We start from the raw sequence: 26,596 nt of genomic DNA on the forward strand, positions 1-26,596 counted from the left end.
CGATACTGGAAAGCGGCCGCGCCTGCCGGACGCGGATTCGACGCCACGCCCCACCGAATCAGCATCGCGCGGCGACGGGAACGGCTGCAGCAGAAATGAAAACGCCGTCACGCAAGGTGACGGCGCATGAAAATACCAGGTGTGATCGGAGCGCGTTTCATGCGCTGCCCCCGCAACGCATGTGGTCACCCCAGGCGGGCCGCTTGTTTTACTTGCGCTTGCGCGCTTCGCCTGCGGTCTTCGGGCGGCTTGCCGCAGACTTCGATGCCTTGCTGGACACGCTTGCAGGCGCCTTCGTCGATGCAGCCGGCGTCTTCTTCGCAGCCGCCGAAACCTTGACGACGCCGGTGCGAGCGTGACCGTGCTTCTTATCGTAGCGCGAACCGGCAGGCTTGTCCGGAACGCTTGCGCTGACCTTCTCCACGCCGCCGCCCTGCACAGTGGTCGCGAGCTTTTCGGGGCCCGGCTCGCTCGGCATCGACTTGCCGACCGGCACGTGCAACACGAGCACCTGCCCCGGGCCAACGAGCGTCCGGTGCGTACGGTTCCACGCCTGCAACTGACTGACGGAAACACCGTAGCGGCTCGCCACGGCGGCCATCGACTGCTTGCGGCGCACGCGGATCAGCATCTTGCGGGTGTCGGGTACGTCGGGCTCCATTGCCAGCACGGCGCTTTCGGCAACGTCGGCGCTGATGTCTTCGTCGTCGTCACCGCCGCTGCGCGGCACCACGAGCGTAGAGCCCGGTTTCAGACGCATGCCCGCCGGAATCTTGTTGACCGACATGAGCGTGTCCGCGTCCACGCCGATCTTCTCGGCGAGTGCCACAGGGCGCGCGCGTTCGGTCACCGTGTACGTGGTCCACGACGAGAGCTGGCCCTTGTAGGCCTTCAGGTTGTGCTCGAACGCGCTCGCGTTGTCGAACGGCAGCAGGATCTGCGGCTGCGTCGCACCGAGGATGACCGGCTTCTTGAACGACGGATTAAGCGAGCGGAATTCGTCCGTGGACATGTTCGCCAGCTTCGCGGCCACGTCGACGTCCATGTCGTGGGAAGTCGTGACCGTCACGAAGTACGGGTGATTCGGGATGGAGGGCAGCGCGAGCCCGTACTGCTGCGGGTTCGTCACGATGTTTTTGACGGCCTGCAGCTTCGGCACGTAGTTGCGCGTCTCGTTCGGCATGCGCAGGCTCTGGTAGTCCGTGGGCAGCCCCGCCGCCTGGTTGCGCGCAATGGCGCGCTGCACATTGCCTTCGCCCCAGTTGTACGCCGCGAGCGCGAGATACCAGTCGCCGAACATGTCATGCAGGCGCGACAGATAGTCGAGCGCGGCGCTCGTCGACGCAAGCACGTCGCGGCGCTCGTCCTGCCACATGTTCTGTTTGAGGTTGTAGGTGCGGCCCGTGCCCGGGACGAACTGCCACATGCCCGCCGCCTTCGCGACCGAAAGGGCCTGCGGGTTGTACGCGGATTCGATGAACGGCAGCAGCGCGAGCTCGGTGGGCATGTGCCGCGCCTCGAGCTCTTCGACGATGTGATAGAGGTACTTCTGCGACCGCTCGGTCATGCGGGCCACGTAGGCGGGGCGCTGCGCATACCAGTTGACCTGCATGTCGACCAGGTCGCTCTGCAGGTCGGGCATCTGGAAACCGCGGCGGATGCGCGCCCACAGATCGGTATCGGCGCTGGTGAGCTGATCGACGGAACCGTTGTCGACGTCGATGGTTTCTTTGGCGGAGGCAGTCTTGCGGAGGGTGTCGGCTACAACTTGCTGGGTATTGGGATCGGGTGAGGCGGATTGACTCGCAGTCGGTCCCTGGCTCGCGCACGCGGCGAGCATGAGGACCACTAGCGCACTGAAGATAAATCGCATGAATCGGCTTCCACAAGGCTGGAATTTGGAGCCGATGGTACGGGAAGCCAAGCGTTTCCGTCAATTGGAAATAACGGGAAAAACCCAGCTAAATCCGATGCTTGGCCAATTTTCCATAGTGATGGGATGAAGATCGCCGCGATTTACAACGGCCGGAAAGCGCGTTGACAGCGCTTCAGCGGAAGCGATTTTTCCACTCCCGCATGAGCGTGAACGCCGCGAGGCGGTCCGGCACCGTTTCGTGGAGCGACTGCGCAAGCGTGGCTTGGACTGTCGGGTCGCCGGCACGCAGGAACGGATTCACGGCGCGCTCGTGTGCGATCGTGGTGGGCAGCGTGGGCTCGTTTCGCTCGCGCCGGGCGATGGCCTCATCGCGCCACGCGGCAAGGTCTCTATTGGCCGGCTCGCACGCCAGCGCAAAACGGATGTTCGAAAGCGTGTATTCGTGTGCGCAATGCACCTGGGTCGCGCCGGGGAGCGCCGCGAGCGCGTCGAGCGACGTCAGCATCTGCGCCGGCGTGCCCTCGAAAAGCCGGCCGCAGCCGCAGGCGAAGAGCGTGTCGCCGCAAAACACGTGCGGCGTGCCGAGCGGGTCGGCCGCCTGGAAGTACGCGATATGGCCACGCGTGTGGCCGGGCACGTCAATCACGGAAAATTCGAGCGCCGGCTGGGCGATGCGGATGTGGTCGCCGCCCGCAAGCGGATGCGTGACGCAGGGAATCTGCTCGGCTGCCGGACCGTAGACGGGCAGCGCCTCGCCTTTCAGCAGATCGGCCACTCCGCCGACGTGGTCGTTGTGATGGTGCGTGAGTAAAATAGCGGCGAGCCGCCAGCCCCGCTTCGCCAGATACGCGCGCACCGGGCCGGCTTCGCCCGGATCGACGGCGATCGCATCGCGGCCGTCTGACACGACCCAGACGTAGTTGTCTTCAAACGCCGGGACGGGTACGTATTCGTACGCAAGCGCATTCATGGGCGACGCATTCTTCAATATGTCTGACCGACCGATTATAGACTGGCCCGCCTGGATCGCCTCGCCGCCCGGCCGCTACGTGCTGGACTGGGAACAGGAGCAGCTGGACCGCGTGGTGTCGGACGTCTTCGGCTATCACGCACTGCAACTCGGCCTGCCGCAACTCGACGGACTGCGCGAGAACCGCATGCCATGCCGGGGCCTGCTGCTCGACGCCCAAAGCGTCGCGAGCGCCCCCTACACCCTGCCGCGCGAGGCCGGCATCGCCGGGCCGGTTGCACCTGTCTGGCCGGCACCCGCGCCGCGTCATGCCCCCGAGGGCCGCAGCGTGGTGTGGTGCGACCTGCTGGACCTGCCGCTCGAGACGCAAAGCGTCGACCTCATCGTGATGCCGCACACGCTCGAGTTCACGAGCGACCCCCACCGGCTGCTGCGCGAGGCCGAGCGCGTGCTCATGCCTGAAGGGCAACTGGTGATTCTCGGCTTCAATTCGCTCAGCCTGTGGGGCGCCCGCCAGTCGGTGGGCAAGGTGGCGGGGCGCCCGTTCCTGCCTGGCGAGCACGACCTCATCGCGTTCACGCGTCTCAAGGACTGGATCAAGCTGCTCGGCTTCGAACTTGAACGCGGGCGCTTCGGCTGCTATCGTCCGCCGCTTGCCACCGACCAGTGGCTGGCGCGCTACGCCTTCATGGAAAGCGCAGGCGACCGCTGGTGGCCCATCTTCGGCGCCGTCTACATGGTCACGGCGATCAAGCGCGTGCGCGGCATGCGCCTCGTCGGGCCCGTGAAGGTGAAAAAGCCGGTGCTGGCCGCCGGCCTCGCGCCGGCCGCCACCCCTCATCCACGCAACAGGAACCCATGACTTCTCCCGACTTCGTCGAAATATTCACGGACGGCGCCTGCAAGGGCAATCCCGGTCCGGGCGGCTGGGGCGCGCTGCTGCGCTTCGGCACGCAGGAAAAAGAACTGTTCGGCGGCGAGGCGCAGACCACCAACAACCGCATGGAACTGATGGCCGTGATCGCCGCGCTGGACGCGCTCAAGCGCCCCTGCCGCGTAGTCGTGCATACCGATTCGCAATACGTGCAGAAAGGCATCAGCGAGTGGATTCACGGCTGGAAGAAAAAGAACTGGATGACCGCGGCGAAAACGCCCGTGAAGAACGACGATTTGTGGAAGCGGCTGGATGCGGCCGTCGGGCGCCACGAGATCGAATGGCGCTGGGTCAAGGGCCACGCCGGCCATCCGGAGAACGAGCGCGCCGACGCGCTCGCCAACCGCGGCGTCGCCGCGCTCGCGCCCACGTGAAGCCGGCCTCACAGCCACCGCTCAGGCAAGCGGCTAAAGCCGTTTCCCGCAACACCTCAACGTAGAACCGCTCAACATGCGCCAGATCATTCTCGATACCGAAACCACCGGCCTCAACGCGCGTTCCGGCGACCGCATCATCGAAATTGGCTGCGTGGAACTGGTGAACCGCCGGCTGACCGGCAATAACCTGCACTTCTATGTGAATCCGGAACGCGATAGCGACCCGGGCGCGCTCGCTGTACACGGCCTCACCACCGAATTTCTGAGCGACAAGCCCAAATTCGCCGAAATCGCCGACGCGCTGCTCGACTTCGTGCGTGGCGCGGAAATCATCATCCATAACGCGCCGTTCGACATCGGCTTTCTCGAAGCGGAATTTGCGTTGCTCGGACTGCCGTCGTTTCGCGAGCAGTGCGGCGAAATCATCGATACGCTCGTGCAGGCCAAGCAGATGTTCCCGGGCAAGCGCAATTCGCTCGACGCGCTCTGCGACCGCTTCGGCATCAGCAACGCGCACCGCACGCTGCACGGCGCACTGCTCGACTCGGAGTTGCTCGCGGAGGTCTACCTGTCGATGACACGCGGCCAGGAAAGCCTCGTGATCGACATGATCGGGGAAACCGCCGCGGCGGCGGGTGAAGCCGGCGCACCGCTGCGGCAGGCGAGTTCGCTGGCCCTGCCCGTGATCGTTGCGACCGACGAGGAACTCGCCGCACACCAGGCGCTGCTCGATGGCCTCGACAAGGCAGTCAAGGGAACGAGCGTCTGGCGGCTCGAACCGGCGCCCGTTGCGACGGCCGAAGCTGCTGGCAAAACCGTCGATACGCAGACTGCTTAAAAAGTGCTTTACGAAGCGAGAGGAGTCTGACATAATGCGCAGCTCTTCGGGCGGTTAGCTCAGCGGTAGAGCACTGCCTTCACACGGCAGGGGTCACTGGTTCGATCCCAGTACCGCCCACCAGAATTCGTGGGTGTGTCGGAAGCCCGAAGAACAAAGGCCCTCAGGCGAAAGTCTGAGGGCCTTTTTCATTTCCGGCTCCTTACTGGCAACCGGATCCGCCTCGCATACAACATCAGCGGCACAACATCAGCAGAGCATTACCAGCTCACCCGACCTGCGTTCGACCTCATCGGGCACAGCCACGCTCGCAACATTCATCCCGATGCGGCAGCCACCTGCGCCGCACGCGCGCCTGCCCCGGCCTCCACCGGCGCAGCTGCCACGCGGGCCGTCGCGCCGGCCCGGGCCAGATACGCCGCGATACTCGCGCACATCACGAGCGTAGCCGGCACGAACAGCATGCTGAGCGCCCTCACCTCGTCCTGATAACCCAGCGCGACGAACAGCGGCACGTTGATCGCCGCGGCAATGAGCGTGTGTTGACGCACTGCTCGCGGCAGCGCACGCCAGCCCGTGCGTACCGTGAAGGCGAGCGCGGCCAGGATCAGCACGTTGACGCCTTTCGGCAGCAGCACGCCATACGTCCACTCGCCCAGCAGATAGTTGCGCGGATTCAGCAGGAAATGCAGGTTCAGCCACAGGTTGAAGATCGCGGGCTGGCCCGGGTTGTGCGCGTAATGCAGCTTGACCGCGACGTTGACGAGCGCGCCCACCGCAACGCACGCTGCCACGCCGAGAAGCGCAGTGCGCCTCGACACAGTCTGCCGGACCAGCGGATACAGCGCGATCACGAAAACCGCGAACGATTCCTTGTTGAAGGTGGCCACCAAAGTGAGCGGAATCAGCCACTGCCAGCGGCCGCGCAACGCCAGCCAGACGGCGAGCGCCATGAACAGCAGCTCGACGAAGTCGTAATAGAACGACGCGGGCATGGCGATCGCGAACGCAAGCGGCGCGAGGGTGGACGCAGCTTCGTTGCCGGTCACCTCCATACACACGCGCCGCAGCATCAGCATGGCGGCAACGAGCGCGCCGAACGTCAGCCCGTATGCCATGTAGTAGCGCAGCGCGTAAGGCGGAGCGTCCGAGCCGGCAGCATGGGCAAACGACGCGCGCAACGGGCTGTGCTTCGGCGCCTCGGTGGCGAGATGCGCGAGGAAGCGCTGCTCGACGGCGTGAGGCACCGCTTTCGCAGCAACATTGACGACCGCAGGAAGCAGTTGCCGATACACGTACGGACGCTCGGCCGTGCCGTCGACGATCGCGACGAGCGACGTGCCGGCGTCGCCATCGCGAAAGCCGTATTTCGCCAGGAAGCCGCAATACGATGCCGCGGCAACGAGGACGTAGACGCACAGCAGCATCGTCGTGCGCGTGGCGGCGCGTAACAGTGCAGACACGTTCATGGCTCGCTCCCCTCTATCGCTATGCGCGTACTCGTCGTGACAGATGCGCGCGCGGCCGGAGCCGACGCCGACGCAACCGCACGCACATGGATCCGTCCGACGATGGTAGGCAGGCAGCGCGCCGGCAACCGTGTGCTGCCGTACGAAGCCGCCCATGCCCGCGTGTGCCTTGGCGCACGGTTCGCGGCAGGCGGCCGGCATACGATCGGCGGACCGCCGCAGCCTTGGGCTGGCTCCTGGATCTGTCGATGCATGCAATGAGGCTATTGTCATGGGGCCGCTATCCCGCGATCCCGCAGACAGGTCACGCGTTGGCGTGGCCCGATGCAGCCGCGCGCGCGTTGCGCCAGTTGGCTGCGCAGGCAGGCACCACGCTGCCGTTCGGCAATGGCCGCAGCTACGGCGACAGCTGTCTTGCCGCAAGCGGCCACGTGCTCACGCTGGATTCGCTCGACCGTTTCATCGCTGCCGACTGGCAAGCCGGCATCCTGCGCGCGCAAGCCGGCGTGACGCTCGGCGAGGTGCAGGCGCTCGCCGTCGCGCACGGCTGGATATTGCCGGTGACACCCGGCACGCAGTTCGTCACGCTCGGCGGCGCGCTCGCCAACGACGTGCACGGCAAGAACCATCACGTCAGGGGCACGTTCGGGCGACACGTCCGGCGTTTTCGTCTGTTGCGTTCCGCTTCGCCGCCGCTCGAATGCAGCGCCGACGAGCACGGGCTGCTCTTTCGCGCAACGATTGGCGGCCTCGGGCTGACCGGCGTCGTCGAATGGATCGAACTGCAACTGATGCCCGTGCGCTCCGGCTTGCTCCATGTCGAGACTGTTCCGTTCGCGCACGTCGACGAATTCCTCGCGCTATCCGATGCGCTCGACGCGCAACACGAATACGGCGTGGCCTGGGTGGATTGCATGAGTCGCGGCGCCGCGCTCGGGCGCGGCATCTATATGTCCGCCGATCACGCGGATGCCGATGCGTCTGTCGCTGGCCACGACATCCGCCCGCAAGGCAGCGGCCTGTGGCGCATTCCGTTCGTACTGCCCTGCTCGCCTGTGAACCGCGTGACGCTCAAGCCCTTCAACGCGCTCTACTACCATCGGCAGCGCGCCCGGGCCGCTCGAACTCGAGGCGGCAGTTGGGTCGATTACGCGCGCTATTTCTATCCGCTCGATCGCATTCGCGACTGGAACCGGCTGTACGGCCGCAACGGTTTCCAGCAATACCAGTTCGTCGTGCCGACAGCCGCGGCGCACGACGCACTGCGCGCCGCCCTCGAGGCCATCGCGGCACATGGCAGCGGTTCGTTTCTCGCGGTGCTCAAGCGCTGCGGCACGTTGCCCTCGCCCGGGCTGCTGTCGTTTCCGATGCCGGGCATTTCACTCGCGCTCGACTTTCCGCAACGCACGGTGCGCGACGCGCGTCTGTTCGACCGGCTCGATGCAATCGTGCGCGAGGCAGGCGGCCGCCTGTATCCGGCGAAGGACGCACACATGAGCGGTGCGGATTTCCGCGCCGCCTATCCGGCATGGCAAACCCTGGAAAGCCTGCGCGATCCGGCTTTGATGTCCCGCTTCTGGCAACGGACGACACAATCATGAAGAACATTCTGATCATCGGCGGCGCTTCGGCCATTGCGGCCGCGTGCGCGCGCGAATGGCTGCGTGCGGCGCAGCCGGTCGGCTTTTTCCTCGTTGGCCGCGATGAAGCCCGGCTCGCCTCGGTCGCGAACGACCTGCGTGTGCGCGGCGCGGCGCGCGTCGAGACCTACGTGCTCGACGTGAACGATCTTGCGCTGCACCCGCCCATGCTCGAGGCCTGCGTTGCCGCGCTCGGGCGCATCGATATCGCCCTCGTAGCGCACGGTACGCTCGCCGACCAGGCTGCCTGCGAACGCGATCCTTCCGCGGCAGTCGATGCGTTCATGACCAACGCGGTGTCCACCATCGCGCTGCTCACGCTGCTGGCGCAGCGTTTCGAGGCGCAGCGCGGCGGTACGCTGGCCGTGATTTCCTCCGTGGCGGCCGATCGTGGCCGTCCTTCGAATTACGTGTACGGCGCCGCGAAGGCCGCCGTCACGACCTTCTGCGAAGGGCTGCGCGCGCGCCTGTTCAAGTCCGGCGCGCGCGTGCTCACCATCAAGCCCGGCTTCGTCGCAACGCCCATGACAGCCGGCCTGCCCTTGCCCGCGCCGCTCGTCGCATCGCCGCAGCGCGTGGCAACGGACATCGTCCGCGCGATCGGCCGCAGCCGCGACTCGCTCTATACGCCGTGGTTCTGGGCCGAGGTCATGCTGGCAATCCGCTTGCTGCCGTCGTTCGTGTTCAAGAGGCTGTCGCTGTGAGCGCCCCTGCGCCTCAGCTCTCGCGTGCGCAGATCGTCTACTGGTATGCGTTCTTCGCCGCACTTTCGATTGCCGCCAACCTCGGCGTGCAAACCATTGCATATCGCGTTTATCTGGGCGCGGCCGGCTGGCTCGCCGACGCCGATCTGTTCTGCACGGCAGCCAGCTCGCCCTGCGCCGCATGGGCGGTGCCGTTTTCCGTCTGCGCAGGCACGGGCATGGGGCTCGTCGTGAAGTACCTGCTCGACAAGACATGGATATTTCGCTACGAGCACCGCAACGCCGCGCACGGCGCGCGCACGTTCGTCTTGTACGTGGTGATGGGAATCGGCACGACGCTCGTCTTCTGGCTGTTCGAATTCGGCGCGCAGGCACTCTTCCACACGGAGCCGGCGCGGCTGGCGGGCGGCGCGCTCGGTCTCGTGGCGGGTTACGTCGCAAAGTACAGGCTCGACAAGCGCTTCGTGTTTGCCTGATTGCGCGTGCGTTCGCGTACGGAAACGCTTTGCGCGAACCGACAGAATGACCTCGAAAAGTCCGGACATGCGATGCGCGGCGCGCAGCGCGGCCCGATCCCGTTTTGCTTGCTGCCGGGTCGCACGCCACCGGCGCGGAGACCACCCATGGCCACGCTGCCTGCTGCGTCGCCAGTGCCGCTGTGTGTCGATCTCGACGGCACGCTTGCGCGCACCGATCTGCTCTTCGAAGCGTTCTTCGCGCTCGCAAGGCAGAATCCGCTCGCGTTGCTGCTGTGCATCGTCTGGATGCTGCGCGGACGCGCCTATCTCAAGGAGCAGATTGCGAAACGCGTGACGCTGGACGCAAGCATGCTGCCGTACAACACGCAACTGCTCGCCTACCTGCGCAGCGAACGCTCGAGCGGCCGCGAACTGTATCTGTGCACTGCCACGCACGGCACGCTCGCGGAACAGGTGGCCACGCACATCGGCCTCTTTACTGGCGTATTCGCGACGCGAGGACAGCTCAATCTGCGCGGCTCGAACAAGGCGCGCGTGCTGGTCGAGCAATTCGGCGACGGCGGCTTCGACTACTGCGGCGACGCGCGCGCCGACATCCCCGTATGGCGGCGCGCACGCCGCGCGATCGTGGTGGGGAGCCGCCACATCGAAGCGGCGGCGCGCAAGGTCAACGCAACGACTATCTTCTTCGACGACAATCGGCACCGGTTGCCGCTCGCGCTCAAGGCGATGCGCCCGTACCAGTGGATCAAGAACGTGCTCGTGTTCGTTCCGCTGCTTGCCGCGCATCGGCTCGCCGACCCGCTCGCGCTGCGCGACGCCTGCATTGCGTTCGCCGCGTTCTGCCTGTGCGCGTCGTCGGTCTACCTGCTCAACGACATGCTCGATCTCGACGCCGACCGCCGTCACGTGCGCAAGTGCAGCCGGCCGTTCGCCTCGGGCAATCTGCCGCTTTCGTGGGGTGTGGTGCTGACTGTCGTGCTGGCCACTGCGGCGGGCGGGCTGACCGTGTTGCTGCCTGCGCCGTTTGCGGCGGTGCTGGCCGGCTACTTCGCGGCCACGCTCGCTTATTCGATCGCGTTGAAGCGCATGGCGCTGGTCGACGTATTCACGCTCGCCTGCCTGTACACCGTGCGCGTAATTGCTGGCGGCGCAGCCACCGGGATCACGCTGTCGCACTGGCTGATCCTCTTCTGCGTGCCGATTTTCCTGAGCCTCGCCATGGTCAAGCGCTATGTCGAACTCGATGCGATTCTGCGCGAGGGCAAAGCCGAGGCGGCGGGGCGCGGCTACATCACGCAGGACATGTCGATCCTGCGTTCGTTCGGCACGGCCTCCGCGTATCTCGCGGTGCTGGTACTCGCGCTGTATCTGAATTCGCCCGAACAGAGGCTGCTGTACAGCCATCCTCCCGCGCTGTGGATGCTCTTTGCGCTCACGCTGTTCTGGGTGAGCCGCATCTGGATGTTCGCGTTTCGCGGCAGGATGCACGACGACCCGATCGTGTTCGCGTTTCGCGACCGCGTAAGCGTGGCGGTCATCGCACTGTGCGGCGCCAGCATGCTGCTCGCAATCTGAGGAACCTGGGGAGGAAGACGCCGCGCCGTGGCCCCCGCGGACTTACAGCACGCCCGCGTACTCCGTTTCCGGCAAGCCGACCACGCCGGGTCTCACCGCGAACACGGCGCCGTCGTCGTCGGATGCGCTATTCGCAGGCTGGATCGACATCACGAACAGCGTTTCGAGCCCACTCCCGCCGAACGCGCACATCGAAGGCTTCACGGCGGGCACCGCGATCTCGCGGTCCAGCACGCCCTCCGGCGTGAAGCGCAAAACACGGCCCGCGTCGTTGGCGCAGATCCAGTAGCAACCGTCGGCATCGACCGCCGCACCGTCGGGCCGGCCCGCGTAGCGATGCAGGTCGGCGAACACGCGGCGGTTGTGCGGAATGCCGGCGTCGGTATCGAAGTCGAATGCCCAGACGAGCCGCCGGGAAGGATGCGAATCCGACAAATACAGGGTCCTGCCATCCGGCGACCAGGCAAGACCGTTCTGCGTTACGAGCCCGTCGACAACCGGTGCCGACAGCATGCCTTCGGCGTCGAATCGATAAAGCGCGCCAGCCGGGTTGGCGAGCGACATGTCCTGCACCATCGTCCCGGCCCAGAAGCGCCCCTGGCGATCGCAGCGGCCGTCGTTGAAGCGCATGTCGGGCGCCGCGTGAACGGGCGTGGCGAGCCTTCGCACCTGGGCTCGCCACGCTGCGCCGGGCGCTGCGGTGAAATCCGCCGCGTTTGCCGAATCCGCCGTCTCCGGCAGCGTCACAGCAAAGATGCCGGTCTCCAGCCCCGCGATGAGCCGCCCACCGCGCGCAAACGCGATGCACGCCACACGCTCCGGCAAGAGCCACTCGGTCCGCGCGCCGTCATCGATGCGCAACCGCACGATTTTTTGCGCCGGAATATCGACCCAGTACAGCGCGTTCTCCTGTGCGCGCCATACCGGGCTTTCGCCCACCTGCATGCGCCCCGCAGCGGCAATGCGTTCGACGTGGCCCGCGCCGCTCACCGGCCACGCTCCAGCGGCTCGCCCACCACGAACGCGCCGCCCTGGAAGCGTTGCGCGGGGTCGTCGTAGGCGGCGGTCGGCGCGCTCACGGGAAAGCGGTCTGCAAACTGCGCCGAGCTGTCCTGCGGACAGAAGCCGAGAAAGCCGACCTTGGTGTTGTCCCACCACTTCGCGGGGTTGTCCGATACGCCGTAGACGATCGCGTGTCCAACACGGTTCGTGAACAGCGAGCAGCGCACGAGTTCGACGAAATCGCGATAGCTGAGGAAGGTCACGAGCATGCGCGGATTCTTCGGCTCTTCGAACGACGAACCAATGCGCAGGCACACCGTTTCAATGCCGAAGCGGTCGTAGTAGTACCGCGAAAGCGCCTCGCCGAAGCACTTGGTCACGCCGTAAAGGCTGTCGGGACGCTGCGGCGAATCGGCGTCGAGTACTTCGGTCACCGGATGAAAACCGATGGCGTGATTGGAACTCGCGAACACGACGCGCTTCACGCCATGGCGCTGCGCCGCGGCGTAGAGGTTGTAGGTGCCGCGGATGTTGGCTTCGATCAGGTCGTCGAACGGCGCGTCCACCGAAATGCCGCCGAGGTGGATCACCGCGTCCACGCCTTCGAGCAGCGCATCCACCGCGGCGCGATCGGCCAGGTCGACGACCGATGCCTCTTCGTGTGCCGCGACAGCCTCGAGCGGAGCGACGTCCGTGATGCGGACCGCGTCCGCCCATTGTGCGAGCGGGCCGCGCAACTGTTTGCCGAGGTTGCCGGCCGCGCCGGTCAGAAGCAGCCGCCGGAAAGGTTTGCGCGGCGCCGCTGATTCGTTGCTCATGAATGCCACCCAGATGGATTGAGGATTGAGTAATGGATTGGCCTCGCCCTGTCTCCGGGGCGCAGGCGGCGCGAGAGAAAACGTTTTCCCGATAATAAGGTGGTGCGGTGAGCGAGTCAATCCGGCCCTACCGCGAACCAGGGATCGCCGCTTCGTCAAGTCCGGCGAGCAAAAGAAGCGCATGCGCGACGGCAAAACGACATCGGTACGAGCAGGTGAGTGACAGCAGAGGCCGTCTTCCGCGAAAATGCAGTTAACAATTCGAGAAAACGTTACCTCCACCGATGAAGAAATCGTCCCCTACCATCCGTGATGTCGCCGCCGCAGCGGGTGTCTCCGTTGCCACCGTCTCGAAGTACATGAACGGCGCGCAGCGCTTTTCCGCGCCGGTAGAAGCCCGGCTGAAGGCTGCCATCGAGGCGCTCGGCTACCGCTCGAATCCGCTCGCGCGCTCCATGATCACCGGCAAGACGCGCACCATCGGTCTCACGGTTCTCGATATCTCCAACCCGCACTTCACGAACATCGTGAAAGGCGCGAACCGGGTCGCGCTGCAGCACGACTACACGCTGCTGCTGGTGGATACCGAAGAAAACCAGGCGCGCGAGCGGCCGCTCATCGAGGCCCTGGCGCTGCGCGTCGACGGCCTGATCGTGAGTTCGCGTATGCCCGACGAAGCGTCGGACTGGATGCTCGAACTCAACAAACCCGTGGTGCTGCTGCGGCGCAGTCCGCATCTGCAGATTCCGAGCGTGGGCATCGACAATCATCTGGCCACCTACATGCTGGCGCGCCATCTCGTGAATCAGGGGCACCGGCACGTGGCGTACCTCGGCTTCGGCCAGGCGCGCGTCAACGACGAGCGGATTCGCGGCGCGCGCGAATGCCTCGCCGAGGCGGGTCTCACGCTCGAGGTGTACGACGCGCATGCGCCCACGGCGCAGGCGGGCGAGCGGGCCTGTTCGTCGGTGATGCTGGGTCCGTCCCGGCCCGACGCGGTGATCTGCTACAACGACCTGATCGCGCTCGGCTTCATGAAGGAAGCGGCCTCGCTCGGGTTCCGGCTGCCGCAGGACGTATCCGTCACGGGCATCGACAACGTGCCGTATGGCGAATACGCGTCGCCCGCCCTCACCACGGTCGATATCCAGAGCGAAAAGATGGGTGAGCTGGCCATGCAGAAGCTGCTCGAGGCGCTCGCCGGCAAGCGCGAAAGCGGCTACGCAACATTCGAGCCGCGCCTGATCGTGCGCGAATCGACCATCCGGCGCAATTGAGGACGCGCCTGAAGACGCGACCCGAGGCATGGCGGGCTGAACGTCGCGCAAGTCACACGTTCGCCCGGTAGCGCCTTTAATGAAAAGCGTTGCCGCTCGCCCGATTGATGTTGTACGATGACCGATGTCTACAACGAACCGCGCGCAGCGCACGTCCACCATGACCCCTCAAGAGCTGAAGACAGTCCTTTCTTCGGGCCTGCTGTCGTTCCCCGTCACCGACTTCGACGCCAATGGCGATTTCCGCCCGGACACCTACGCGGCGCGCCTCGAATGGCTTGCGCCCTATGGCGCGAGCGCGCTCTTCGCCGCAGGCGGCACCGGCGAGTTCTTCTCGCTCCAGCCGGGCGAGTTCACGGACATCATCCGCACCGCGGTCGAAACCTGCCGCAACAAGGTGCCGATTCTCGCCGGCGCCGGCGGCCCGACGCGCACCGCCATCGCGTTCGCGCGCGAAGCCGAGCGCGTGGGTGCGCAAGGCGTGCTGCTGCTGCCGCACTACCTCACGGAAGCGTCGCAGGAAGGCCTCGCGGCCCACGTGGAGGCGGTGTGCAAGTCGGTGAACTTCGGCGTGGTGGTGTACAACCGCGGCGCGTGCCGTCTGCAGGCCGACACGCTGGCGCGCCTTGCTGACCGCTGCCCGAACCTGGTCGGCTTCAAGGACGGCATCGGCGACATCGAATTGATGGTCACGATCCGCCGCAAGCTGGGCGACCGCTTCACGTATCTGGGCGGCCTGCCTACGGCGGAAGTCTACGCAGCGGCGTACAAGGCGCTTGGTGTGCCCGTGTATTCGTCGGCGGTGTTCAACTTCATCCCGAAAACGGCCGTCGAGTTCTACCAGGCGATCGCCAACGACGATCACGCGACCGCTGGCCGTCTGCTGGACCAGTTCTTCCTGCCGTATCTGGAAATCCGCAACCGCCGTGCGGGCTACGCCGTGAGCATCGTCAAGGCCGGCGCGCGACTGGTGGGCCACGACGCGGGTCCGGTGCGCGCACCGCTCACCGACCTCACCGAAGAAGAGTGCGCGAAGCTCGACGCGCTCATCAAATCGGTTGGCGCGCAGTAACGAGTAACGGCACGCGCCAGGCGCCGCCGGTTGTGCCCCGGCGGCGCGCAGGCAAACATTCAATCGGGAATTAAAGCGAATCGCCGCCTGCCTGCTCGGCCGCCTCGTGGGCACGGCGCAGCCGCTCCCGGCTTTTGGCGAGGTGAGTTCGCATCGCGGCGCGCGCCGCCTCCTGGTCGCGCCGCGCAATCGCTTCGTAGATGTCCTCGTGCTCCTGCCCGAGGCGCGCGGCATAACGGTCGGCATCGTCCTCCGCGAAGCTCGCCGAATTCAGGCGCGTGCGCGGAATCAGCGTCGTGCCCAACTGCGACATGATGTCGACGAAATAGCGGTTGCCCGTGGCTTTTGCAATCTGCAGGTGAAACGCGTAGTCGAGCGTCGCGGTTTCGCCGCCGGATTTTGCCGCGGCTGAAATAGCGTCGAGCGCACGCCTCAGCGCGGCCAGGTCCGCCGGCGTAGCGCGCTGGGCCGCGAGACTCGCGCATTCGCTTTCGAGGCTGATGCGCAGTTCGAGAATGGCGAGCACGTCGCGAATCGTCGTGATGGTGGCCGGATCGATACCCACCGGCCGGCTCGCGCGCTCCAGCACGAAGCTGCCAATGCCATGCCGTGTCTCGACCAGACCGCTTGCCTGCAACCGCGAGATTGCCTCGCGCACCACCGTCCGGCTCACGCCTTGAGCCAGCATGACTTCGGTTTCCGTCGGCAGTTTGTCGCCTGGGCGCAGCGTGCCGGCCTCGATCTGCGCCGTGAGCGCGTCGACGACTTCCTGGGCAAGGCTGCGCACGCGACGGCGGGGCGAAACTCCCGCTGGGCTGGCGGGCGGCGGCACGGTAGGCGCAGACATGATGGGCAAAATCCTCGCGACAGACCGGCAGGCGAATGCTGTCCGGTCCAAGGCTCGTTTAAGGGTTAACGCGGGGTAGGTCTCTCAAAGCTGAGTTCATTATACTGCGTCACATGTCATCTGATGACTGATGATATGGATTCCGATCCAGCTCTCGAGCGCCGGCCGTCGTCGTATTCCCAAGATCGGCTCGCGTCCGCCCAACCGCGGCAATCCACCGCCAGCAGTCCCTTCCGGTTCCGGTCCTTCGTCATGACTGAATTCAACAAACGTATCGGCGCTTCGGCAGAAACGGCATCCGCCATCGTTCAGCAGCCGTCCGGCGCGAACGTAAGCGCAGCAAGCGCGGCAAGCGCGCGGAGCGACGCACGGCGCACGCGCGCTCGTCACCTGATCGTGCTCATGCTGTTCGTCGTGACGACGCTCAACTATGCCGACCGCGCCACGCTTTCCATCACCGGCACGGCGATGGAACACGCGCTGGGCCTCACGCCCGTCTCGATGGGCTACATCTTTTCGGCATTCGCATGGGCTTATGTGATCGCGCAACTGCCAGGTGGCTGGCTGCTCGACCGGTTCGGCTCGAAGCGCACCTACGCGCTCAGCATCTTCTTCTGGTCGGTGCTCACCATGATGCAAGGCTGGGTGGCCGGGCTCGCCGTGGGCACCGCGGTCGCGGCGCTCTTTGCGCTGCGCTTTCTCGTCGGCGCAGCCGAAGCGCCCTCTTTCCCGGGCAACAGCCGTGTGGTGGCCACGTGGTTCCCGACCGCCGAGCGGGGCACCGCGGCCGCCATCTTCAATTCGGCCCAATACTTCGCCACGGTGCTGTTCGCGCCCATCATGGGCTGGATCACGCACGCCTTCGGCTGGCCGCACGTGTTCACGGTGATGGGTCTGCTCGGCATTCTGATCGCCGCCCTCTGGATGAAGACGGTCTACACGCCGCGCGAGCATCCGTTGATCAATGAAGCAGAGCTGCGCTACATCGAAGAAGGCGGTGCGCTCGTGGATCTCGACCGGCAGCGCGGCACTGCGGCCACAGCGCGGCCCGCGCCGCGCGTGAAAGTGGGCGCGTGCCTCAAGGAGATGCTCGCGAGCCGCATGCTGCTTGGCGTCTTCATCGGCCAGTACTGCATCACCACGATCACGTACTTCTTCCTCACGTGGTTTCCCATCTACCTCGTCCAGGAGCGGCACATGTCGATCCTGAAGGCGGGATTCGTCGCGGCGATTCCGGCGATCTGCGGGTTCCTCGGCGGCGTGCTGGGCGGCGTGATCTCCGACGCGCTGCTGCGTCGCGGCCATTCGACGACCTTCGCGCGCAAGGTGCCGATCGTGGCCGGCATGCTGCTCTCGACCGCGATGATCGCGTGCAACTACGTCGACACGCAGTGGCTCATCGTCGCGATCATGGCGCTCGCGTTCTTCGGTAAGGGCGTGGGCGCGCTCGGCTGGGCCGTGGTTGCCGATACGGCGCCCAAGGAAGCGAGCGGCCTGTGCGGCGCCCTCTTCAATACGTTCGGCAACACGGCGGGCATCACGACGCCGATCGTCATCGGTTACCTCGTGCAGGGCACCGGCTCGTTTGCGGCCGCGCTCGTGTTCGTAGGCGCCAACGCGCTCGTGGCCGTCGGCTGTTATCTGTTCGTGGTGGGCGAAATTCGCCGCGTCGAACTCAAACACTCGCTGATCGCTTCGGCATGATGTTGCGCCTCACGTCACGTCGCGCACCCCACTGCTGTCTTTGCCGCGTGGCAGCCCTGCCGTACGCCGCCACGCTTCTGTGCCTCACTCGCTGCTCCGGCGTTTTTTCACCCCACTGCATCTGACCATGAACGCTTCCGATTCCCTGCGCCCCACCGACGCGCCGCGCGTCACTGACCTCCAGGTCATTCCCGTCGCCGGCCGCGACAGCATGCTCTTGAACCTGAGCGGTGCGCACGGCCCGTTCTTCACGCGAAACCTGGTAATCCTCAAGGACAGCGCCGGACATACGGGCGTGGGCGAAGTGCCGGGTGGTGAAAAAATCCGCCAGACCATCGACGATGCGCGCCCGCTCGTGGTGGGCCAGCCCATCGGCGCCTTCAACAATGTGCTGAACGAAATGCGCCGGCGCTTTGCCGACCGCGACGCAGGCGGCCGTGGCTTGCAAACCTTCGACCTGCGCACCACGATTCACGCCGTCACCGCGCTCGAAGCGGCGCTGCTCGACCTGCTGGGCCAGCACCTCGGCGTGCCGGTCGCGGCACTGCTCGGCGAAGGCCAGCAGCGCGACGAGGTGGAGATGCTGGGCTACCTGTTCTATATCGGCGATCGCCGCAAGACCGACCTGCCCTATTCCGAAGGCGCCGATGCCACCGATGACTGGACGCGCCTGCGTCACGAGGCTGCGCTCACGCCGGAAACGGTGGTGCGCCTCGCGGAAGCGGCGCACGCGCGCTACGGTTTCAACGACTTCAAGCTGAAAGGCGGCGTGCTGCGCGGCGACGAAGAGATCGCGGCCGTCACCGCGCTCGCCGAACGCTTTCCGCACGCGCGCATCACGCTCGATCCGAACGGCGCCTGGTCCCTCGCCGAGGCAATCCGCCTGTGCCGCGACCAGCACGACGTGCTCGCCTACGCCGAAGATCCGTGCGGCGCCGAAAACGGCTACTCGGGCCGGGAGGTCATGGCCGAATTCCGCCGCGCGACGGGCCTGCGCACGGCCACCAACATGATCGCCACGGACTGGCGCCAGATGGGTCACGCCATCCAGCTTCAGTCGGTGGACATTCCGCTCGCCGACCCGCATTTCTGGACCATGCAGGGTTCGGTGCGCGTGGCGCAGATGTGCAATGACTGGGGGCTCACGTGGGGCTCGCACTCGAACAACCACTTCGACGTTTCGCTCGCCATGTTCACGCACGTCGCGGCCGCGGCGCCCGGCAAGATCACCGCGATCGATACGCACTGGATCTGGCAGGACGGGCAGCGCCTTACACGTGATCCGCTGAAGATCGTGGGTGGCAACGTGACGGTGCCGCAGCGCGCCGGGCTCGGCATCGAGCTCGACATGGATGAAGTGGCGAAGGCGCACGAACTGTACAAACAGCACGGCCTGGGCGCCCGCGACGACAGCGTCGCGATGCAGTACCTGATCCCGAACTGGACCTTCGATAACAAACGCCCTTGCCTCGTACGCGGCGCGTAACGCCCGCCGCGCGCGATTACGCCTGCTTCAATGTGGCGTCGAGCGCGCGGGCGGCGATGCGGTCCCGCTCGGTAACGAGCGGGACGCGGAAAACCGTCTGCCGGTTATGGCCCGCCGCAGCCGGCGAATCCCACAGCAATTCGACTCTCGGCCAGCGCCCCCAGCCCGCAAGGCTTGCCCGATTCGGCGCAGTGCGCGCCGCGCCGGGAAGCGCAGAACCCGAACCGGCTGGAACGGCATCCGGATCGGGAACATCCGCGCCTGCGGCGAAGGGTGAAATCGATGCACTGGGCGCAGAAGCGGTTGTGGCCGTCTGGGCCGTCTGGGGCCAGCGCACCGAGAGTTCGCGCGCATCGTATTGCCCGATCTTGCGGCTTTCGGCCCAGACCACCGCGGTACGTGTCGTTCCATCGAGCGACACCGCGTAGCGGCCAATCGCAAATCGACGCGCGGCGACGTTGGTTCTCCACAGTGCACGCGGCCGGCAAATCCACAGTACGACGGCATACAGCGTAGGCGCCGCCACGAGCCAGCCGTTCGTCTCGGCCACGGCGAGAAGGGCGCGGCGCCATCCGGCGGTCCACACGAACGCGCCCACGGTCCAGACGGCAAAGACGAAGCCGAGAAAGGCGAAGAGCCGCAGCGCTTGACGCAGCCATTGGGGCAGCGGGTGAAACGGACGCTCCGCGCGAGCCCGCGCGCCGGGCAAAAAGATCAGCAGGAACAGGAAGACGAGATTGATGCAGGCCCACGGCGACGACGCCATGGCGGCAAGTGCGGAGAGCAGATGCATCTCCGACATCGAGAACAGCCAGCGGACCAGGATCACGAGACCGATGGCGCGCAGTGCGAAGAGCGTGCCCGCGCCGGGCGCCGCGTTCGCGCGCGTCTGTTTCGTTCTCGTCAAGGCCATTCTCCTGTCGTGTGCGGCGCCGCATTTTTGCGGCACGGCCATTATAGGGACATTGGGATGGCGCCTCATTCCTCGTGTGCCGAAAAACACCTTTCGCGATGCTTTCCGCACGCGCGGTGCGGCGCAGATGCAACAACGCCCCGTTGCCGGAGGCAAACGGGGCGTTGTTCGCGGCGGCTTGATGACTGCATCAAGCCACTCAGAACGCGCCTGCGCGCGCTGACAATCAGCCGGCGGCGACTTCGCGCAGCACCGTGCGACGCTTCTGGCGCAGCAGTTCTTCGTACACGGCCACGTAGTTCTTCGCCATGACCTTCGACGAGAAGCGCGCTTCGAACGCCTTGCGCACGTTCTCGCGCGGCAGGCTCGACAGGCGCTTAACGGCTGCGACGGCGCTGATCTCGTCTTCCACGACGAAGCCCGATACGCCGTTCTCGATCACTTCCGGCACCGAGCCGCGCTTGAACGCGATCACCGGTGTGCCGCAGGCCATTGCCTCGATCATCACGAGACCGAAGGGCTCCGGCCAGTCGATCGGGAACAGCAGCGCGTGCGCGCCGCCCAGGAACTCGGCCTTCTCGGCTTCGCTGATCTCGCCGATGTACTCGACGTGCGGCAGCGCCATTAGCGGCTTGATCACTTCGTCGTAGTAGGCGCGGTCGGCCTTGTCGAGCTTGGCGGCGACCTTCAGCGGCATGCCGGCCTGCTCGGCGATGCGGATCGCCGTATCGAGACGCTTTTCCGGCGAAATGCGGCCGAGAAACGCGAGGTAGCTCGGCTGGGTGTCGGTACGCGGCGTGAGCAGGTTGTCGGGCAGGCCGTGATAGACGGTCTGCATCCACTTCGCCTGCGGCAGCGGAATGCGCTGGTTATCGGAAATCGACACCACCGGCACGTCATTGAACGTGCTGAACACGGGTTGCAGTTCGGGCAGGTCGAGGCGGCCGTGCATCGTGGTGACGAACGGCACCGGCTGGCGCGAGAACAGCGAGAACGGGTAATAGTCGATGTGGAAGTGCAGCACGTCGAACTCATCGGCACGGCGGCGCACCTCTTCGAGCAGCAGCATGTGCGGCGCGACCGTGTCACGAATGGTGGGGTCGAGGCGCAACGCCTGCGGCCAGAAGGCTTCGAGCTTTGCGGAAGTTTGCGAGTCGCCGCTTGCGAACAGCGTCACGTCGTGGCCTTGTTCGACGAGCGCTTCGGTCAGGTAGGACACCACCCGTTCCGTGCCGCCATACAGCTTGGGAGGAACCGCCTCGTGCAACGGAGCGATTTGAGCGATTCGCATAGTGGTGAACTCCTTCCTCGTAATAAATCGGGCAAAAATACTGCAGGTTGACTGATTGGCCACCGCTATGGACCGCGCGGGCCATCCCCGGCAGCAAGCCCCATTCCCGGCAGCACCCGCCTGCCTTCATGGCAGGACGGTACACCGGCGGTAAACGTTCAGAAAGAACTGGCGTTGACAGTTCTTCAAAATTCTGTAATTTGCCGGCCAGGCGGATCGTATTATCCGCGCTGCAACAATTCGGCCGAGGTCAACATTTCAAATACTTTACGTTGTTACAAAGCCGAAACACTTTGCAACCCATTGTTTTCTAAGACACTTCTAGATTGGAACGCTTTCGCGGCAGCCGTTGCCACCACCCTTCGAAGGGCTTTTCGCAGAGCATCGAACCAGCCGGCGCGCCCCTTGCTCCACTCCCGGCGCCGAGACCGAATGCAATCTGTAATTGTAACGTTAATTGCCGCTGTGATCCGCGTTGAACCACCGCAGCAACAACGGGTCGACGAGGCATGCACCCCGCCGTTCTGTCGCGCTATGATGCGCGGCCCATGCGGCAAACCGTACAGCGGAGCGCGGCATGCACGTTTAAAATGCCGGAACGCCTATCCGCTCTCGCCGTCACTCGCCGTTGCGGCATCTCCGCAACCCGGCCGCGTAGCCAACCACCCGTTGCTGACCGACGACACGCTCAATTGGAACATTTGACCACTGCCCAGCGTAACGCCCACAACGCAAAGCTCGCGAGCTATGCGCACCGGCCGCTCGCGTTCCTCTTCCGCTTCATCCGCCGCCATCCGCTCGCGCATGCCATCGTGCTCGCCAGCGTGTTTGCGGCCGTGGCCTGCGCGCTCGCCTCCCAGTACGCCATCAAGCATCTGATCGACGTGCTGGGCGCGGGGCGCAACCATCCGGGGCCGCTGTGGGGCGCGTTCGCGATCCTCGTCGGGCTGATCGCCGCCGACAACCTGCTGTGGCGCGTAGGCGGCTGGGTTGCTGCCCACACTTTCGTCGCGGTGACGGGCGACCTGCGCCGCGACCTGTTTCAGTACCTGAGCGGCCACTCGCCCACCTACTACGCCGAAAAGCAGCCCGGTACGCTCGCGAGCCGCATCACGGCAACCTCGAACGCCGTCTACACGGCCGAGAACACGATGGCCTGGAACGTCCTGCCGCCCTGCATTGCGGTGATGGGCGCGATCGTCATGATCATCACGGTCAATCCGCTGATGGCGGGCGGCCTGCTGCTGTGCTCGGCGATTCTTTCGATCATCCTCTACAAGCTGGCGGGCCGCGGCTCCGCGCGCCACCACCAGTTCGCCACCCGGGCGGCGTCCGTGGACGGCGAACTCGTCGACGTCATCGCCAACATGGCGCTCGTGCGCGCCTTCGGCATGACGCTGCGCGAGCAGAAGCGCTTTGGCGCGACCGTGAAGGCCGAGATGGACGCGCGCCAGAACAGCCTGCTGTATCTCGAAAAACTGCGGCTGCTGCACGCCGTGATCACCGCGCTGCTCTCGGCAGGACTGCTCGGCTGGGCGCTGTGGCTGTGGAACCAGGGGCGCGCTACTTCGGGCGACATCGTGCTCGTGAGTTCGCTCGGCTTCACGATCCTGCACGGCACGCGCGACCTGGCCGTGGCGCTCGTCGATGTCACCCAGCACGTCGCGCGGCTTGCCGAAGCCGTGCAGACGCTGCTTGAGCCACACGGCATGCCGGACCGCAACGACGCCACCACGCTCGTGGCCAGCGGCGGGCGCGTGGAGTTCGACAGCGTGACGTTCGCGTATCCACGGCGCAAGCCGATTCTCGACCACTTCGACCTGCGCATCGAGGCCGGCCAGCGGGTGGGCCTGATCGGTAAGTCCGGAGCGGGCAAATCGACGGTGCTGGCGCTGCTGCAGCGGTTCTACGACCCACAGGGCGGCCGCATCCTGATCGACGGCCAGGACATCGGCGCGGTCACCCAGGACAGCCTGCGTCACGCCATTGCGCTCGTGCCGCAAGACATCTCGCTCTTTCACCGCACGATCTACGAGAACATCGCCTACGGCCGCCCCGACGCCACGCGCGAAGAAGTGATCGCGGCGGCGCGCGAGGCGCGCTGCACCGACTTCATCGAAGCCATGCCCGAAGGGTTCGACACGATCGTGGGCGACCGCGGCGTGAAGCTCTCCGGCGGTCAGCGGCAGCGCATTGCGATCGCACGCGCCATCCTGAAGGACGCGCCGATCCTGCTGCTCGACGAAGCGACGTCCGCGCTCGACAGCGCGTCGGAAGAAGCCATCCAGCAGGCGCTGGACCGGCTGATGGTGGGCCGCACGGTGATCGCCATCGCGCACCGCCTGTCGACGCTGCACAACTTCGACCGCATCATCGTGATGAGCACGGGCAAGGTGATCGACGACGGCAGCCCTGAAGAACTGCGCGAGCGCCCCGGCCTCTATCGCGACCTGCTCGCCAAACAGTACGGCAAGACGTCCACGCTGCATCTGGGCAGCAAGAAGGTCAACGAGAAGCACGTCGCCTGAGGCGGCGGGGCCGCAGCAAGCCTCACCCGCCAGCGGCACGCTGCAACCGTCTCAGCCCCTACTCTGCCGCCAGCGGCACCTGCGGCGCGGGCCCGTCGCTCGCCGCCTGCGTCACAGTATCTCCGCCGCTCGCGCCCGCGCGCGCCAGATCGCGCATGAAGTTGTCGCGCCACACCGAGACGTTGTTCTCGCGCAGTCGCGCCATCATGTCCCGATAGCGCGCCTGGCGCTCCTCGAGCGGCATCGCAAGCGCGGTGGCGAGCGCGTCGGCCATGCCGTCGATATCGAACGGATTCACGATCAGCGCGCCGCCCAGTTCCTGCGCCGCACCGGCGAACTGCGAGAGCACCAGCACGCCCGGGTTCTCCGGGTCTTGCGCCGACACGTACTCCTTCGCCACGAGGTTCATGCCGTCGCGCAGCGGCGTGACGTAGCCCACGTGCGACGCGCGAAAGAGTGCCGCCAGCACGGACCGCTCGTATTGGCGATGGATGTAGCGGATAGGCGTCCAGTCGAGTTCGGCGAAGCGCCCATTGATGCGGCCCGATTCGGCTTCGAGCCGCAGCCGGATGTCCTGATAGGCGTGCAAATCGGCGCGCGTGGGCGGGGCGATCTGCAGGAACGACACCTGATTGCGCTGTGCCGGCGCGAGGTCGATCAACCGCTCGAACGCGCGAAACCGTTCCACGAGCCCTTTCGAGTAATCAAGCCGGTCCACGCTCATGATGACCTTGCGCGAATGCAGCGTCGCCTTGAGCGTGCGCACCGGCTTGCCGCGCTCACCGGCTTTCGCCAGTTCCGCAATCTCGTCCGGGTAGACGCCGATCGGATAGGCCCCGGCCCGCAGCGTGCGGCCGAATGCCCGCACAGTCGTGAGACCGTCGAGCCGCAGTTCCACCGCACCCGCCGCTTCGTTCACGACGTAGTCGCAGAACGCGCGCAGGTCGGGCGCCGTCTGGAAACCGAGCAGATCGAACGCGCAGAGTGCCTCCACGAGCGCACGATGCGGCGGCACCGCGAGCAGCACCTGCGATGCGGGAAACGGAATGTGCAGGAAGAAGCCGATGCGGTTCTTCACGCCGGCCGCGCGCAAGGCCTGCGCGAACGGAATCAGGTGATAGTCGTGAACCCAGATCACGTCGTCGGGGCGCAGGAGCGGAACGAGCTGCTGGGCAAGCCAGGTGTTGACGCGGCAATAGCCTTCGAAGTCGTGGCGGTCGTACTGGATCAGATCGGCGCGGTAGTGAAACGCGGGCCACAGCGTCGCATTCGAAAAGCCCCGGTAGTACTGGTCGTAATCGCGCCTCATGAGGCCGATCGTCGCGAACGTCACGGGACCGCGCTCTTCGAGCTGAATCTCCAGTTGTCCCGACGAAAGCACGTCGCCGCTCCAGCCGAACCACATGCCGCCGGTTTCCTTGAGCGCATCGTAGACGCCGACGGCAAGACCGCCCGCCGCGGGTCCGCCCTCCGAAATAGGCGCCACGCGGTTCGACACGATGATCAATCGGCTCATGAAAGACAGGTTCCGTACGAAGACAAATGGAGCGGCGCGGGCGCGCGGCAAAGACCGGAACGCACCGCGGCGCGCAAGCTCACGTCGCGCCCTGGGCGTGCGCGACGATCGAGCCAAGCCAGGCGAGCAGCGAATCGACCGACTCGACTCGCGCGCGGGCGATGGTATCGCCGCCGCCAACCTTGATGGAGAGCCCGCCGTGCTCGTTGACCACGGCGAAGCCCTTCTCGTCGGTCAGATCGTCGCCGGCGAAGAGCGGCGTGCGGCCGGCAAACGGCGGCTCGTCGAGGAAAGCGCGCAGCGCGCGGCCCTTGTCGACGTCCTTGGGCTTGATCTCGTAGACCATCTTGCCGGGCTGCAGCACATAGGCGCCTGCATAGTCGGCCACGAGCCGTTCGGTGGCCGCGCGTGCGACCGCTTCCCGCTCGGGCGCGTTGCGATAGTGGAGCGCGAGCGCGGCGCCCTTGATCTCGAGCAGCATGCCGGGATTGCGGCTCACCACGTCCGCGAGCACCTGCTCCATGCGCAGCAGGCGCTCGTCGTTGAAGCCGACGCGCTGGGTGTCGCCGTTCGCGTCGCGCCGCTCCGCGCCGTGCATGCCCGCCACGGGCAGGTCGGGAATGCCAAGGAACGAATCGATGCTGTCGATGCCGCGCCCCGACACGATGGCCACCGCGCCATGCGAGAGACGACGCAGGTCATGGAGCAGCGACACCATTTCGGTCGGCACCAGAATGCCGTCCGGCGTAGGCGCCAGTTCGACGAGCGTGCCGTCAAAGTCGAAGAAGAATGCCGTCTGGGAGGGGGTGACCACGGCAGGAAGGAGTTGCATCTGGTTTCTGGCCTCTCGGCGGCGTGCGCCGGAAAAGTGAGCGAATCTTACCGCGCATCAGACAATTTTTCGACAACGTAAGCCTGGCGCGAACCTGAAGCGCTTCGTCCGACGACGCCCGGACGCGACCGCGCACGTGCCACAGCCGGTAGAACGCGGCAGCGTTGGCTTCCATGCAGATCGCGAACAATCGGCCTGCGCGGACCTTTCCGCCTCACGCCGGTCAACATACCCGCCTGCGGCAAATTGCCTCGCTTTCTCCTGCATTGCCCGCGTTTGCTGGCGCGGAAAGGGCACTGCAAGGCAGCGCGGAGCCGTTTTTGCTAGAGTCCCAGCCAGGGCGCGGCAAGCCGTCGCACTGGCACCCGCCGCGTTCATTGCGTCATCGCACAGCGTCGTTGCGCGCCGCCATTCACATCAGCCAGCCCAAGCGCAGCCGCATCGC

The 26,596-nt window shown here is 65.8% G+C and carries 22 protein-coding genes and 1 tRNA gene; 13 read left to right on the forward strand and 10 right to left on the reverse strand.

The window, feature by feature from the left end:
* Positions 1–208 precede the first annotated feature (208 nt).
* Positions 209–1,873, reverse strand: a complete 1,665-nt coding sequence (locus PKKP23_RS08625; RefSeq protein WP_126876597.1) for a transglycosylase SLT domain-containing protein — start codon at positions 1,871–1,873, stop codon at positions 209–211.
* 175 nt (positions 1,874–2,048) lie between these two features.
* Positions 2,049–2,846 carry a hydroxyacylglutathione hydrolase gene (gloB, locus tag PKKP23_RS08630; protein ID WP_126876598.1) on the reverse strand — a complete coding sequence of 266 codons (798 nt, stop codon included), beginning with the start codon at positions 2,844–2,846 and terminating at the stop codon, positions 2,049–2,051.
* A 19-nt stretch (positions 2,847–2,865) separates the two neighbouring features.
* On the opposite strand from gloB, the gene PKKP23_RS08635 reads away from it, so the two are divergent.
* From PKKP23_RS08635 to PKKP23_RS08650, 4 genes are all read left to right on the forward strand, one after another.
* Positions 2,866–3,708 (forward strand): class I SAM-dependent methyltransferase, encoded by an 843-nt coding sequence (locus tag PKKP23_RS08635; protein ID WP_026121733.1) that lies wholly within the window; start codon positions 2,866–2,868, stop codon positions 3,706–3,708.
* Positions 3,705–4,154: a ribonuclease HI gene (gene rnhA, locus PKKP23_RS08640; protein WP_017776169.1), complete on the forward strand. Its 450-nt coding sequence runs from the start codon at positions 3,705–3,707 to the stop codon at positions 4,152–4,154. Before PKKP23_RS08635 ends, rnhA begins: the two co-directional genes overlap by 4 nt.
* A 76-nt stretch (positions 4,155–4,230) precedes the next feature.
* On the forward strand, positions 4,231–4,995 hold the full coding sequence (gene dnaQ / locus PKKP23_RS08645) for a DNA polymerase III subunit epsilon (protein WP_126876599.1): 765 nt from the start codon (positions 4,231–4,233) through the stop codon (positions 4,993–4,995).
* Positions 4,996–5,043: 48 nt separating this feature from the next.
* Positions 5,044–5,118 (forward strand) — tRNA-Val (locus tag PKKP23_RS08650).
* Between the two features lie 194 nt (positions 5,119–5,312).
* On the opposite strand, the gene PKKP23_RS08655 is transcribed toward PKKP23_RS08650, so the two are convergent.
* Entirely contained in the window at positions 5,313–6,464 is a 1,152-nt protein-coding gene (locus tag PKKP23_RS08655) for a hypothetical protein (protein WP_126876600.1), read from the reverse strand.
* Between the two features lie 257 nt (positions 6,465–6,721).
* Here PKKP23_RS08655 and PKKP23_RS08660 point away from each other — a divergent pair, with 257 nt between their 5' ends.
* The 4 genes from PKKP23_RS08660 to PKKP23_RS08675 all read left to right on the forward strand — a co-directional run bounded on the left by PKKP23_RS08660 (position 6,722) and on the right by PKKP23_RS08675 (position 10,865).
* A complete protein-coding gene (locus PKKP23_RS08660) occupies positions 6,722–8,065 on the forward strand; it encodes an FAD-binding protein (RefSeq protein WP_126876601.1) in 1,344 nt (447 codons plus the stop codon).
* Positions 8,062–8,808 carry an SDR family oxidoreductase gene (locus PKKP23_RS08665; RefSeq protein WP_126876602.1) on the forward strand — a complete coding sequence of 249 codons (747 nt, stop codon included), beginning with the start codon at positions 8,062–8,064 and terminating at the stop codon, positions 8,806–8,808. The genes PKKP23_RS08660 and PKKP23_RS08665 overlap by 4 nt, the downstream gene beginning before the upstream one ends.
* Positions 8,805–9,284 carry a GtrA family protein gene (locus tag PKKP23_RS08670; protein ID WP_126876603.1) on the forward strand — a complete coding sequence of 160 codons (480 nt, stop codon included), beginning with the start codon at positions 8,805–8,807 and terminating at the stop codon, positions 9,282–9,284. The genes PKKP23_RS08665 and PKKP23_RS08670 overlap by 4 nt, the downstream gene beginning before the upstream one ends.
* A gap of 147 nt (positions 9,285–9,431) precedes the next feature.
* Positions 9,432–10,865, forward strand: a complete 1,434-nt coding sequence (locus PKKP23_RS08675) for a UbiA family prenyltransferase (protein WP_126876604.1) — start codon at positions 9,432–9,434, stop codon at positions 10,863–10,865.
* A gap of 42 nt (positions 10,866–10,907) precedes the next feature.
* Here PKKP23_RS08675 and PKKP23_RS08680 read toward each other — a convergent pair whose 3' ends face one another.
* Positions 10,908–11,855, reverse strand: coding sequence for an SMP-30/gluconolactonase/LRE family protein (locus PKKP23_RS08680; protein WP_126876605.1), 948 nt, complete (start codon positions 11,853–11,855; stop codon positions 10,908–10,910).
* A complete protein-coding gene (locus PKKP23_RS08685) occupies positions 11,852–12,685 on the reverse strand; it encodes an NAD-dependent epimerase/dehydratase family protein (protein WP_126876606.1) in 834 nt (277 codons plus the stop codon). The genes PKKP23_RS08680 and PKKP23_RS08685 overlap by 4 nt, the downstream gene beginning before the upstream one ends.
* A gap of 284 nt (positions 12,686–12,969) precedes the next feature.
* Between PKKP23_RS08685 and PKKP23_RS08690 the strand changes: the two genes are divergently transcribed.
* Together PKKP23_RS08690 and kdgD are read left to right on the forward strand one after the other, a co-directional pair.
* Entirely contained in the window at positions 12,970–13,962 is a 993-nt protein-coding gene (locus PKKP23_RS08690) for a LacI family DNA-binding transcriptional regulator (protein WP_026121414.1), read from the forward strand.
* A 124-nt stretch (positions 13,963–14,086) separates the two neighbouring features.
* Positions 14,087–15,034 carry a 5-dehydro-4-deoxyglucarate dehydratase gene (gene kdgD, locus PKKP23_RS08695; RefSeq protein ID WP_233425701.1) on the forward strand — a complete coding sequence of 316 codons (948 nt, stop codon included), beginning with the start codon at positions 14,087–14,089 and terminating at the stop codon, positions 15,032–15,034.
* 70 nt (positions 15,035–15,104) lie between these two features.
* Here the strand turns inward: kdgD and PKKP23_RS08700 are convergent, their stop codons facing one another.
* Positions 15,105–15,881, reverse strand: coding sequence for a FadR/GntR family transcriptional regulator (locus PKKP23_RS08700; protein WP_126876607.1), 777 nt, complete (start codon positions 15,879–15,881; stop codon positions 15,105–15,107).
* 252 nt (positions 15,882–16,133) lie between these two features.
* Between PKKP23_RS08700 and PKKP23_RS08705 the strand changes: the two genes are divergently transcribed.
* Entirely contained in the window at positions 16,134–17,585 is a 1,452-nt protein-coding gene (locus PKKP23_RS08705) for an MFS transporter (protein WP_126876608.1), read from the forward strand.
* A gap of 127 nt (positions 17,586–17,712) precedes the next feature.
* Positions 17,713–19,071, forward strand: coding sequence for a glucarate dehydratase (gene gudD / locus PKKP23_RS08710; RefSeq protein ID WP_126876609.1), 1,359 nt, complete (start codon positions 17,713–17,715; stop codon positions 19,069–19,071).
* A gap of 16 nt (positions 19,072–19,087) precedes the next feature.
* Here gudD and PKKP23_RS08715 read toward each other — a convergent pair whose 3' ends face one another.
* Complete coding sequence (locus tag PKKP23_RS08715) at positions 19,088–19,978, reverse strand: hypothetical protein (RefSeq protein ID WP_126876610.1); 891 nt, start codon at positions 19,976–19,978, stop codon at positions 19,088–19,090.
* A gap of 232 nt (positions 19,979–20,210) precedes the next feature.
* Complete coding sequence (locus PKKP23_RS08720; protein ID WP_026121411.1) at positions 20,211–21,275, reverse strand: glycosyltransferase family 4 protein; 1,065 nt, start codon at positions 21,273–21,275, stop codon at positions 20,211–20,213.
* 692 nt (positions 21,276–21,967) lie between these two features.
* Between PKKP23_RS08720 and PKKP23_RS08725 the strand changes: the two genes are divergently transcribed.
* Positions 21,968–23,803: an ABC transporter ATP-binding protein gene (locus tag PKKP23_RS08725; protein ID WP_126876611.1), complete on the forward strand. Its 1,836-nt coding sequence runs from the start codon at positions 21,968–21,970 to the stop codon at positions 23,801–23,803.
* A gap of 58 nt (positions 23,804–23,861) precedes the next feature.
* On the opposite strand, the gene otsA is transcribed toward PKKP23_RS08725, so the two are convergent.
* Entirely contained in the window at positions 23,862–25,319 is a 1,458-nt protein-coding gene (gene otsA, locus PKKP23_RS08730; RefSeq protein WP_126876612.1) for an alpha,alpha-trehalose-phosphate synthase (UDP-forming), read from the reverse strand.
* A 79-nt stretch (positions 25,320–25,398) separates the two neighbouring features.
* A complete protein-coding gene (gene otsB, locus PKKP23_RS08735; protein ID WP_017774695.1) occupies positions 25,399–26,151 on the reverse strand; it encodes a trehalose-phosphatase in 753 nt (250 codons plus the stop codon).
* Between the last annotated feature and the right edge of the window lie 445 nt (positions 26,152–26,596).

The sequence above is a fragment of the Paraburkholderia kururiensis JCM 10599 = LMG 19447 genome, from assembly GCF_003986935.1.
Taxonomy (GTDB): Bacteria; Pseudomonadota; Gammaproteobacteria; order Burkholderiales; family Burkholderiaceae; genus Paraburkholderia; species Paraburkholderia kururiensis.

What these genes read in the sequence shown, in the direction of transcription:
- gudD (WP_126876609.1), top strand. Translation starts at nt 17,713, where the DNA reads ATGAACGCTTCCGATTCCCTGCGCCCCACCGACGCGCCGCGCGTCACT.
- PKKP23_RS08655 (WP_126876600.1), bottom strand. Translation starts at nt 6,464, where the DNA reads ATGAACGTGTCTGCACTGTTACGCGCCGCCACGCGCACGACGATGCTG.
- PKKP23_RS08700 (WP_126876607.1), bottom strand. Translation starts at nt 15,881, where the DNA reads ATGTCTGCGCCTACCGTGCCGCCGCCCGCCAGCCCAGCGGGAGTTTCG.
- gloB (WP_126876598.1), bottom strand. Translation starts at nt 2,846, where the DNA reads ATGAATGCGCTTGCGTACGAATACGTACCCGTCCCGGCGTTTGAAGAC.
- PKKP23_RS08660 (WP_126876601.1), top strand. Translation starts at nt 6,722, where the DNA reads ATGAGGCTATTGTCATGGGGCCGCTATCCCGCGATCCCGCAGACAGGT.
- PKKP23_RS08685 (WP_126876606.1), bottom strand. Translation starts at nt 12,685, where the DNA reads ATGAGCAACGAATCAGCGGCGCCGCGCAAACCTTTCCGGCGGCTGCTT.
- PKKP23_RS08625 (WP_126876597.1), bottom strand. Translation starts at nt 1,873, where the DNA reads ATGCGATTTATCTTCAGTGCGCTAGTGGTCCTCATGCTCGCCGCGTGC.
- PKKP23_RS08705 (WP_126876608.1), top strand. Translation starts at nt 16,134, where the DNA reads ATGACTGAATTCAACAAACGTATCGGCGCTTCGGCAGAAACGGCATCC.
- otsB (WP_017774695.1), bottom strand. Translation starts at nt 26,151, where the DNA reads ATGCAACTCCTTCCTGCCGTGGTCACCCCCTCCCAGACGGCATTCTTC.
- PKKP23_RS08690 (WP_026121414.1), top strand. Translation starts at nt 12,970, where the DNA reads ATGAAGAAATCGTCCCCTACCATCCGTGATGTCGCCGCCGCAGCGGGT.
- kdgD (WP_233425701.1), top strand. Translation starts at nt 14,087, where the DNA reads ATGTCTACAACGAACCGCGCGCAGCGCACGTCCACCATGACCCCTCAA.
- PKKP23_RS08665 (WP_126876602.1), top strand. Translation starts at nt 8,062, where the DNA reads ATGAAGAACATTCTGATCATCGGCGGCGCTTCGGCCATTGCGGCCGCG.
- rnhA (WP_017776169.1), top strand. Translation starts at nt 3,705, where the DNA reads ATGACTTCTCCCGACTTCGTCGAAATATTCACGGACGGCGCCTGCAAG.
- dnaQ (WP_126876599.1), top strand. Translation starts at nt 4,231, where the DNA reads ATGCGCCAGATCATTCTCGATACCGAAACCACCGGCCTCAACGCGCGT.
- PKKP23_RS08635 (WP_026121733.1), top strand. Translation starts at nt 2,866, where the DNA reads ATGTCTGACCGACCGATTATAGACTGGCCCGCCTGGATCGCCTCGCCG.
- PKKP23_RS08675 (WP_126876604.1), top strand. Translation starts at nt 9,432, where the DNA reads ATGGCCACGCTGCCTGCTGCGTCGCCAGTGCCGCTGTGTGTCGATCTC.
- PKKP23_RS08720 (WP_026121411.1), bottom strand. Translation starts at nt 21,275, where the DNA reads ATGCGAATCGCTCAAATCGCTCCGTTGCACGAGGCGGTTCCTCCCAAG.
- otsA (WP_126876612.1), bottom strand. Translation starts at nt 25,319, where the DNA reads ATGAGCCGATTGATCATCGTGTCGAACCGCGTGGCGCCTATTTCGGAG.